Origin of the sequence: Micromonospora sp. D75, from assembly GCF_018070405.1 — a bacterium.
Lineage (GTDB): Bacteria > Actinomycetota > Actinomycetes > Mycobacteriales > Micromonosporaceae > Micromonospora > Micromonospora chalcea.
In genome coordinates, this window is record NZ_JAGPXV010000004.1 from 23656 (window position 1) to 33708 (window position 10053).

The following is a 10053-nucleotide window of genomic DNA, read 5'->3' on the forward strand; positions in this document are numbered from 1 at the left end:
TCAGTACGGGTAGCCGGGGACGTTGAGCCGGATGCTGTACAGGCCGGAGTCGTTCGTCCGGCCGGAGGTGATGTAGAGGGTCTGCCGGTCGGGTCCGCCGAACGCCACGTTCGTGGTGCCGGCGCCGCCGGAGCGGATCGTGCCGAGCTGCGCGCCTGAGGGCGAGTAGACGTGGATCAGCCCGTCCGAGCCGGACGCCCAGTACACGTTGCCGGCGCAGTCGACGGTGACGCCGTCGGGACCGCCGAGGTAGTTGACGAAGACGCTGCGGGCGCCGGTGCTGCCGTCGGGCTGGACGGCGTACTTGTAGATCTTGTTCTCGGAGTAGGCACCCACGTAGAGGGTGCCGCCGTCCGGCGAGAGCGCGATGCCGTTGGGTTGCCGCAGCCGGTCGTCCACCAGCGAGACCTGGCCGCCGGAGACGCGGAAGACACTGGTACGTCCGCTCATCTGGTCGGGTCGGTTGCCGCGCTGGAAGTTGGGGTCGGTGAAGTAGACGACGCCGTCGGAGCGGACCGTGACGTCGTTCGGTGAGTTGAACGCCCGGCCCTGGTAGTCGGCGGCGACGGTGCTGCGGGTCCGGTCGCTCAGCCGGTACGCGGAGACGTTCCGCTGGTCGTGGGTGGCGGCGATGATCTGCTGGGCGTCGGGGCTGAGTGCCAGGCCGTTGCTGCCGGAGTCGGCGATGAAGGTGTCGAAGGTCGAAGGCGGGGTGAACCGGCGGATCGTGGAGGGCTGCACGTTGTACGGCCCGGTGCCCGCGGCCATGTCGGACATCAGCAGGTAGCCGCCGTCGGCGATCCAGACCGGTCCTTCGAGGAACGAGAACCCGCCCTGGATCTTCGTCGCGGACACGGAGCCGGCCGGCAGCGGCGGGCCGTACCCGGCGCCGCCCGGGCAGACCCCGGGGGACGCGCCGGGCGGGCCGGCGAGCGGGTAGGTGTGAACGTTCACATGAGCGGCGCGCCGAGGCGCCGGGGGCGCGGCGCCGGCGGGGCCTGGTGCGGTGGTGAGCGCGAGGCACAGGCCGGTGAGTGCGGCGATGGTTGAACGCCAGGTCATCGGGTACTCCAATCGGGGTCGGTGAATGCGAGGCCCGTGGCTGCCTGGACCGGCCTCGGCTGCCGACACCTGCTATCGATTAATATCGATGTATTGGATGCAGCTTAGGCGAGGAAACGGCGCCCCGCATCAGTTCCCCACGATCGCCTTCGGCGCATGCCCCGAAAGGCGGCCGATGACGTGACCGGGTTGAGCGCGGACACCCCGTACACCTTCTGCCGATGTTCGACATGACCCGCGCGTCTACTCACGATTCCGTCCCGGTGTCGTACTGCTCCCGCCGCCGGGCTCCTACCCGAGCTTGCTGTCCGTGCGGGCGGCGGCGAGAGCGGCTGCCATCCGGGTCAGGCGTGCGCCCTGGAAGCAGGCCGTCTCGAGGACAGCTCTGGCGTACTCGGGATCCCGGCTGGCGCGGCTCTCCACCTGGCTGACGCCGTACGGGTTTCCGCCGGCGACGTGAGCGGTGTCGTAGTTCAGGTAGCCCGTAGGCAGGATGATCGATCCCCAGTGGTGGAAGGTCTGGTAGAGGCTGAGCAGAGTCGCCTCCTGGCCGCCGTGCTCCTCGTAGCTGGCGGTGAAACCGGTCGCCGGCTTGTCGGCCAGTTCCTCCGCCTGCCATGGTCCGGTCGTGGTGTCGAGAAACTGGCGCAGCTGAGAGCAGATGTTCCCGAAACGGGTCGGCGTGCCGAAGGCGTACCCGTTGGCCCACCGGAGGTCGTCCAGGGTGGCGACCGGAATGTCGCCAGTGGCGTCGAGGTGGGCTCGCCACTGCGGCTTGGCATCAATGACGTGCTCCGGCGCCAACTCTGCCACCCGGCGCAGGCGGACCTCCGCGCCGGCGTCCGCGGCTCCGTCGACAAATGCCTGCGCGAGCCGGTGCACGGTGCCGGTGGCGGAGTAGTAGATGACGGCGATCCTGGCATCGGTATGCATGCTGCCTCCTGGGTCGGCTCGGTACTCGGTCAACCGTGCCGAGCAGGCTTACCGTTCGCTGACCACCCCCTTACCGACGCCGCTGAACGGCTGTTCGTCGAGGTCGAGCTGTGCGCCGCGGCTCATCTCGGCAGCGAGTTCGTCGCTGCCTAGCGCCTCCCGGAGGCGGGCGGTGATGCGCTGGACGTCGTGTTGCTCGCTGGGAGGCAGCGGCGCGCCGGCGGCCTCGCGCAGCGTCCGTGCCGCGGCGAGCAGCCGCGCGGCGGGCCGACTGTCACCGCCGAGGCTGATGGCCCCGGCCAGGCCCTCGAGAGCCAGGGCGACCGCCCGTTGATCACCGGTGGCGCGCGCCGCGTCGAGCGACTCACGGTGGTGGCGCTCGGCGAGGACAGCATCACCGCGGTGCTCCGCGATGAACCCCAACTCGGCCAGCGCGAGCGCGCAGCCCGGCAGGAAGCCGGCACGGCGGTTCCAGTCGAGCAGGTCCCGCTGCCGGGTCTCGGCGGCGTCGAGGTCGCCCCGCCGTCGCGCGATCATTGCCAGGCCCGTGCCGGCGAAGGCGACGGCGGAGGAGCTCGACTGTTCCTGGGCCACCTGTAGCGCGCGGTCGTGACTGACGACGGCCTCGTCGAGGTCGCCTCTCAAAATGGCGAGCCGGCCGATGCATGCCAGCTGCCGGGACACCGACGTCCACAGCCGCAGGTGTTCGGCGATGCGCAACGCCTCCCGGTAGCGCGTGGCGGCGCGATCGTAGTCGCCGTGGATCTCGGCCAGGGTTCCCAACAGGCTCGTCGGATGTACTTGGCCCCAGCGGTCGCCCAGTTGCTCGAACAGCGCCCGGCTGGTCTCGCAGTCACGCTGCGCCGCGGGCAGGTCGCTGCGGAGTACGAGCGCGAGGTCCGCTCGGATGGCGCAGGCGGCAGCGATGCCCCACCGGTCCCCGCCGGCGCGGAACGCCGCCAGCGCCGCGTCGACCAGGACGGCCGCCGCGCCCGGATCTCCGGAGCCGAGCATCATGGAAGCGAACAACCACTGCGCGAACGCCTTCTCCGGCCCCTCGTGGTCCTGGTAGCTCTCCAGGATCCGCTGCCGGGGAGCGGTCGGATCGCCGTCCCGGGTGGCGAGAGCGGTCAGCCACATCTCCGCATGCCGCCGCAGGCCGTCCGGTGCGACGTCGACCTCGCTCCTCGGGACGATGTCCAGCGCCGTTCGCAGTGACCGGCTCACCTCTCCGAACCGACCCCGGAGCAGCCGGTACCAGGACAACGAGGTGGCGAGCGCCAGGCCCACGCGGGCCTGACCGTCAGTGGCGGCGACGTCGAGCGCCGCCCGGAAGTTCGCGTTCTCGGCGTCCAGCTCGCGTAGCGCGCGGCTCTGATCGTGACCACGTAGCCGCCCGGCGGCCTGCTCGGCGAGACGGGCGAAACACGTGACGTAACGGCGACGAGTTGCGGGCAGCTCGGCGGCGCTGTCGAGCTGTTCCAGACCGTAGGCAGCCACCGTCTCCGGCAGCCGAAAGCGTCGCGGACTCTCACCGTGCCGCACCATGACCAGCGACCGGTCGATCAGGCGTGCCAGCACATCGAGGACCTCGTCCGCTGCCACCTGGCCGCCAGCGCACACCTGCTCGGCGGCGGCCAGGGTGGCGCCGTCGGCGAAGACCGCGAGCCGGCGCAGCACCGCGCGTTCGGGAGGCGCCAGCAACTCCCAACTCCAGTCGATCACGGCGCGAAGTCCCTGCTGACGCGGGGGCGCGGTGCGCCGGCCGGATGACAGCAGCCGGAAGCGATCGTCGAGCCGTGCCGCCAGCTCGTCCGGGTCGAGAACGGTCAGACGGGACGCGGCCAGTTCCAGCGCCAGCGGTACGCCGTCGAGCCGCCGGCAGATGACGGCGACCGCGTCCGTGTTCCGCTGATCGACGGTGAACCCCGGCTCGGTGGCGCGGGCGCGGGCTACGAAGAGCCGAACCGCCGGAGCCTCGGTGATCTGCCGCGCGCCGGCTCCGGGCTCCGGCAGGGCCAGCGGCGGCACCGGAATGACGACTTCGCCGGGGATCCCGAGCGGTTCGCGGCTCGTCGCCAGGATGCGCAGGTCGGCCGCGGCGCCGAGAAGTTTCTCGGTCAGTTGAGCGACTGACGCCACCACGTGTTCGCAGTTGTCGAGCAGCAACAGCATCCGCCGACCTCGCAGCGCGGCGACCAGCCGGTCCATCGGCTCGCGGGGTGGTCGATCACCGGGCAGGCCGGGCGGACTGTCGTCTCGGATCTCGAGCGTCGCCGCCACCATGTCGACGATCTCGGTGCGGGTCGCGTGGTCGCCGCTGTACGGCCGGCCGGCCAGCTCGACGAGCCACACTCCAGTGGGGAACGTGTCACCCAGCACCCGAGCGGCCTCGATCGCCAACCTGCTCTTTCCCACCCCACCCAGACCGGTCAGGGTCACCAGCCGCTCGTTCGTCAGCCGCTCCCGTACCGCCTCGACGGCCGCGTCGCGCCCGATCAGTCCGCCGTACGGACCCGGCGACAGAGGCGCCGGCAGGTTGGTTCGGGCCGGAGCCGACGCCGGTGCCGGCGGCTGGAGGGCGGGATCCTGGCGCAGGATCGCCCCGTGCAGCTCGACCAACTCTCTGCCGGGATCGACACCGAGTTCGTCGCGCGCCTGCCGACGGAACTGCTCGTAGGCGAACAGCGCCTCATGCTGCCGTCCCGAGCCGTACAGGGCGCGCAGGTGCGCGGCCCGTAGTCGCTCACGCCACGGGTGGCCTGCGATCAGGTCGGTCAGTTCCCCGGCGAGCAGGTGGTGCTGGCCAAGGTCGAGCCGGGCCTCGGCCAGTTCCTCCAGCGCGGTCAGGCGCTGGTCGTTGAGCCGATCGGCCGCCTGGCGGACGAATCGCTCGTCACTGAAGTCGGCGTACGGGGAACCGCGCCACAGCGACAGGGCCTCGGTCAGCGTCGCCGCCCGCACAGCGGGCTCCCGCTGCGCGCCCGAACGTAGCAACAGAGCGGCGAAGCGACCGGCGTCGACCGATTCCGACGACGTCCGCAGCCGGTAGCCGGCTTCACCGGACTCGACCAGCGCACGGCCACCCGCCTCGCCCGCCTCCAGGGCACGCCGCAACTGCGACACCTTGGTCTGGAGCGCCCCGAGCGCGTTGCCCGGCGCCTCGTCACCCCAGAGATCTTCGATCAGCCGGTCGGCGGTCACCGGGCGCCCCTCGTGAACCAGCAGGTCAGCCAGCAGACCACGCACTTTGAGGCCGGGCACGGCGACAGGTGTGCCGTCCGACGTCCACACCGCAACGTCGCCCAGCACTCCGAACCTCATCGCTTCACACTAGCCAGCCGGCTGTCCCGCCCCGCGAAGGTCCGCCGGCCGTCGGTCTGCTCGGCGGGAAGCGACGCGGGGTCACCGACGCGTACGTCAGCCGGCCATCAGCCGACGGTAAGGAGTCCCGGGAAGGCTGAACCGAGCCGACACCGGAGGAACGACATGGATCAGCTACAGCGGCGCCGAGCCGCTCGCCGCGACAGGCAACTCGCACCGGGGCGGGTGGCCACACCCTGGCTCGCCCTGCTGGCCGGTCCGCTGTCGTTCGGGATTGCCGCACCGGCACTGCTGCTCGACGATCTGGCGCGCGCGACGGGTGGTGGGGAACAGGCCGCGGCCGCCGGTGTGACCGCCTTCGGCTGGGGGATCGCGTTGGGGACGCCGCTGTTGGCGGCGCTGCTCGCCCGTCGCGGCGTACGAGCGGCCCTGACCGTCGCGTCCGCGCTGGTGGCAGCGGGGACGCTCATCCTCGTGCTGATCCCGAGCGTGTCGGCGATGGTGGCCGGTGCGGCGGTGCAGGGACTGGGGTCTGCCGGCCTCACCGTGACCGCGATGAAACTGGCCGACTCGGCCCGGCAGATGGGCGTGGTCGCCGCGTCGCTGGCGGTCGTCGGGGCCACCGGTCCGCTGACCGGCGCACTGATCGCCGACCTCTCCTCGTGGCAGGCGGCGCTGGCGTTGCCGCTGCTGGCGGTGCTCGCCGTGCCCGCGACTCGCCGCGGCACCACCGCACCGGACGCGGCGCCGGCGCCGTTCGACTTCTTCGGGATGACCATCCTGGCCATGCTGGTCACCGCAGCCGTCCTCATTCCGCACCGGCCGCTGGTGGCCGGTCCGGCCACCGTCGTGCTGCTGCCTCTGCTGGTGGCCTGGACCAAGGTCTGCCCGGACGGCTTCCTGCCTGCTGCGGTGGCACGGAACGGCCGGTTCCTCGCGGCGTGCGCGCTGGCCTTCGCGCTGGGAGCGGGGAACTTCGCCCTGCTCTACGCCGCGCCGGACCTGCTGCGACAGCACGCGGGATGGGCAGGCACCCAGAGCGGGCTCGTGCTGCTGGCGCCGTACCTGATCGGCGGCATCTGCTCCGGGTTCCTGGTCGCGGCATCCGTGCGAGTGCCACGCCGCGTCGCGGTCGCCGTGTTGCTCCTCACCGGCGCCGCCGCGCTGCTGCTGGCGACGGTCACCACCGCTGTACCGCTGCTGCTTGCGGCGATGACGCTCGGCTCCTTGGCCGCCGCGACCGGCCAAGGCGTACTCGCCCTGCACGCGGCCGGCGTCGTATCCGGCTCCCACCGGGCCGAAGCACTGGGCCTGTTCAACCTCGCCTATCTGCTCAGCGTCGCGATCGGACCAGCCATCGCCGTGGCGCTCTCCCATCCGACCGCCTGATCAGCCCACGTCACGTCGCGGTCGGCACTATCGTGACTTTCAGGTCCGGCAGGCCGCGCCGTACGATCCGGTCCTCCACGGAGGGAAGTCCACGTGCCTTCAGACGTACATCCGGCCCTGGATGTGTTGATGCCCGCGGCGTTCCTGGGCCACGGCAACCCGATGAACGCCCTCGAGGTCAACCGGTACACCTCCGCGTGGAGAGCCTTCGGCGCCGCGGTGCCGCGTCCCCGCGCGATCCTGGTGGTCAGCGCCCATTGGTACATCAACGCCACGGCCGTCACCGCGATGCCCCGGCCGAGGACCATCCACGACTTCTACGGGTTTCCGCAGGAGCTGTTCGAGGTGCAGTACCCGGCGCCGGGGCTGCCCGAGCTGGCTGAGGAGGTCAGTGACGTCGTCCATCCGACCTGGGTCGGGGCGGACGTCGACAGCTGGGGCATCGACCATGGCACCTGGTCGGTGCTGATGCACGCCTTTCCGGACGCGACGATTCCCGTCGTCCAGCTCAGCATCAACGCCGACAAGCCGATGGACTACCACCTTCAACTCGGCGCCCGGCTCGCTCCACTGCGTCGGCGCGGCGTGCTGATCGTGGCGAGCGGCAACGTCGTGCACAACCTGCGCGGCATGGACTGGACGCTGACCGACGACGGCTTCGACTGGGCGCAACGCTTCGACGAGGACGCCAAGGCCCGGATGTTGACCGATCCGGGCGAGTACGCGACCCTCGACGCCCACGGGGACTTCCGCCGTGCGGTACCGACACCGGATCACTTCATCCCGGCGTTGTATCTCGCCGGTCTGGCCGCCGCCATGGACACCCCCGACACCGAGGTCCTCGTCGACGGCTACGCCTACGGCTCGTTGTCCATGACGGCCTACACCCTGGGCATGTCCTGTCCACCGGCTGCCGGCCGGGGCGGATCCCCGCAGCCACCGCCCGGGCTGCCGCCGGACGGCTCCAACATCTGAGCACCGGCTGTGTTCGATGGTTCCCCATGTTTGTGCCCGGGTGACCTGGGGCGCGGTCGCCCGGGCACCGCGGGCTACACCGTCGGCCTGGCCTCGTGCAGGATCCGGGCCAGCTCGGCCGGTCGGCTGAGCATCGGCCAGTGCCATGTCGGCAGTTCCTCGTACCGCCACGAATCGCCGGCCATGTGCCGGCACAGCGGCACGGTGGCGGCCATCTCGCGTGCCTGCTCGGCGGTGAAGCTCGACAGCACGCCGAGGCGGGGCAGCTTCTCCCACGCGCCGGTGAGCCGCACCGGGGTGGTGGCAGTCGCCCACGGCTGGGCCACCGACCGCTCATCGAGCAACGCGACGACCGACTCATCCACGTCTGCTGCGCTCGCCGCCAGCCCGGCCCACGGCGGGGGTGGCAGCCGCCAGCCGTCGCCGTGTTCGGCCACCATCGCCGCGTTGCGGTCACGCTCCGGGGGCGGGCTGAAGTCCTCGTTCGCCGCCCCGTCGGGCAGCGGGCCGGTGTCGACGAAGACCAGTTGGGCGATGCGGTCAGTCATGCGGTCGGCAACGGCGGTCGTCACGACCGCGCCGGCGTAGCTGTGCCCGACGAGCACCACGTCGTGCAGGTCCTCGTAGCGCAGCAGGTTGACCACGTCGGTGACGTGGACGTCGAGGTCGGTGTCCGGGCGGGCCAGGTGGGCGCGCTCGCCCAGACCGGTCAGGCTCAGCGGGTACACCTCGTGGCCGTGCCCGCGCAGGGCGGCGGTGACCGGGCGCCAGGCCCATGCGCCGAGCCAGAACCCGGGAACCAGTACGAAGGTCGTCATGCCTGACACGCTACGATCAATACCGGACAGGTTCCGCCCGGATTGGAAGTGGGGATTCGTGACCCGGCCGACCGCGCGCGTACTGGCGTTGCTGGAGATCCTCCAGGCCGGCGGCGGCTTCACCGTCGCCGACCTGGCCGGTCGGCTGGGCGTCGACGAGCGCACGGTCCGCCGCTACGCCGCGCACCTCGCCGACCTGGGCATCCCGGTCGAGGCCCGGCGCGGCCGCTACGGCGGATACCGGCTCGCGCCCGGATACAAGCTGCCGCCACTCATGCTCACCGACGAGGAGGCGGTCGCCGTCATGCTCGGGCTCGTCGCCGCCCGCCGGGCCGGGCTGGTCACCGCCGAAGGCGCGGCCGCCGAGAGCGCGACCGCGAAGATCCGCCGGGTGCTGCCGGCGCTTCTCGCCCGGCGGATCGATTCGCTGCTGGAGACCGTGGACTTCACCGCACGGGTCCGGAAGTCCGCCCCGCCCGGCATCGAGGTGCTGCTGGTGCTCGCGGAAGCGGCCCGGCATCAGCAACCGGTGGACATCACCTACACCACCTGGCGTGGCGAGGCCGGCGAGCGCCGGCTCGACCCGTACGGGCTGGTCTTCCACGCCGGCCGGTGGTACGTCACCGGCCACGACCACAACCGCCGGGCCGTACGGACGTTCCGGCTCGACCGCATCGGGACCGCCCGCCCCACCCCGGGCAGGTTCGACATCCCGGCCGGCTTCGATCCCACCACGCAAGTACTCACCGGGCTGGCAGCAGTGCCGTACGCACACGACATCTCCGTGGTGCTGCACACCAGCCCGGAGCAGGCGCAGCGACGGATCCCGCCCTCGGTCGGCACGCTCACCGAGGTTCCCGGCGGAGTGCGCCTCACCGCCCGAGCGGAACGGCTCGACGGCGCGGCACAGATGCTCGCCGGGCTCGGCTGGTCGTTCACGATCGAGCGCCCGGACGAACTCAAGGACGAGATACGCTCCCTGGCCGCCCGGCTGCTCACCGACACCGACGCCTGATCGGGCACTCACCCCGCGTACCGGCCGGATCGCTTCGGGCGCGCTGTCCCTGGCGGCGAGGCAATCGGCGGGGAATGATCGGGGTACACCGCGGGCTGCCCGCAGCAGTCCACGGCGCAGCAGAAGGGCGGGTCGACGCCGATGACTCCGACGCAGCTACGGGCCTACGTCGCTGTCGTCCGGCTGGGATCCGTCAAGCAGGCCGCCGCGCAACTGGAGGTCTCCGAGTCGGCGGTCTCGCTGCTCATCGGCCAGCTCCGGCGGGAGTTCGGAGACCAGTTGTTCACCCGGACGGCGGCGGGGCTGGCCTTCACCCCCGGCGGGCTGCGGCTCGCCAGCCGCGCGGCCGAGATGCTGGGCCTGCAGGACCGTACGGTCCTAGAGGTCAGTTCGGCGGCGCACGGCCGCCGGATGCTGCGGGTCGCCGCGTCCAGCGAGTTCGCCGAGTTCGCCGCGCCGAGACTGATCGAGCTGTTCGCCAGACGCGCCGCCGACCTCGACATCGAGCTGAGCGTCTGCGACCCCGGCTCCTTCGAG

Annotated in this window: 8 protein-coding genes; 4 read left to right on the forward strand and 4 right to left on the reverse strand. The window is 71.6% G+C overall.

The window, feature by feature from the left end; translation table 11 throughout:
• The 3 genes from KBX39_RS00800 to KBX39_RS00810 form a co-directional block, all read right to left on the reverse strand.
• Positions 1-1062 (reverse strand): SMP-30/gluconolactonase/LRE family protein, encoded by a 1062-nt coding sequence (locus KBX39_RS00800; protein ID WP_210868726.1) that lies wholly within the window; start codon positions 1060-1062, stop codon positions 1-3.
• Between the two features lie 291 nt (positions 1063-1353).
• Positions 1354-1995, reverse strand: a complete 642-nt coding sequence (gene wrbA / locus KBX39_RS00805) for an NAD(P)H:quinone oxidoreductase (RefSeq protein WP_210868728.1) — start codon at positions 1993-1995, stop codon at positions 1354-1356.
• A gap of 48 nt (positions 1996-2043) precedes the next feature.
• A complete protein-coding gene (locus KBX39_RS00810) occupies positions 2044-5319 on the reverse strand; it encodes a BTAD domain-containing putative transcriptional regulator (protein WP_247659750.1) in 3276 nt (1091 codons plus the stop codon).
• A 165-nt stretch (positions 5320-5484) separates the two neighbouring features.
• Between KBX39_RS00810 and KBX39_RS00815 the strand changes: the two genes are divergently transcribed.
• Together KBX39_RS00815 and ygiD are read left to right on the forward strand one after the other, a co-directional pair.
• Positions 5485-6708 carry an MFS transporter gene (locus tag KBX39_RS00815; RefSeq protein WP_210868740.1) on the forward strand — a complete coding sequence of 408 codons (1224 nt, stop codon included), beginning with the start codon at positions 5485-5487 and terminating at the stop codon, positions 6706-6708.
• A 129-nt stretch (positions 6709-6837) separates the two neighbouring features.
• Positions 6838-7683: a 4,5-DOPA dioxygenase extradiol gene (gene ygiD, locus KBX39_RS00820; protein WP_210868742.1), complete on the forward strand. Its 846-nt coding sequence runs from the start codon at positions 6838-6840 to the stop codon at positions 7681-7683.
• Between the two features lie 74 nt (positions 7684-7757).
• Here ygiD and KBX39_RS00825 read toward each other — a convergent pair whose 3' ends face one another.
• On the reverse strand, positions 7758-8501 hold the full coding sequence (locus tag KBX39_RS00825) for an alpha/beta fold hydrolase (protein ID WP_064447317.1): 744 nt from the start codon (positions 8499-8501) through the stop codon (positions 7758-7760).
• A gap of 58 nt (positions 8502-8559) precedes the next feature.
• On the opposite strand from KBX39_RS00825, the gene KBX39_RS00830 reads away from it, so the two are divergent.
• Positions 8560-9516 carry a YafY family protein gene (locus tag KBX39_RS00830; RefSeq protein ID WP_210868744.1) on the forward strand — a complete coding sequence of 319 codons (957 nt, stop codon included), beginning with the start codon at positions 8560-8562 and terminating at the stop codon, positions 9514-9516.
• A gap of 141 nt (positions 9517-9657) precedes the next feature.
• The coding region (locus tag KBX39_RS00835) for a LysR family transcriptional regulator (RefSeq protein ID WP_210868746.1) at positions 9658-10053 on the forward strand (396 nt) is incomplete at its 3' end.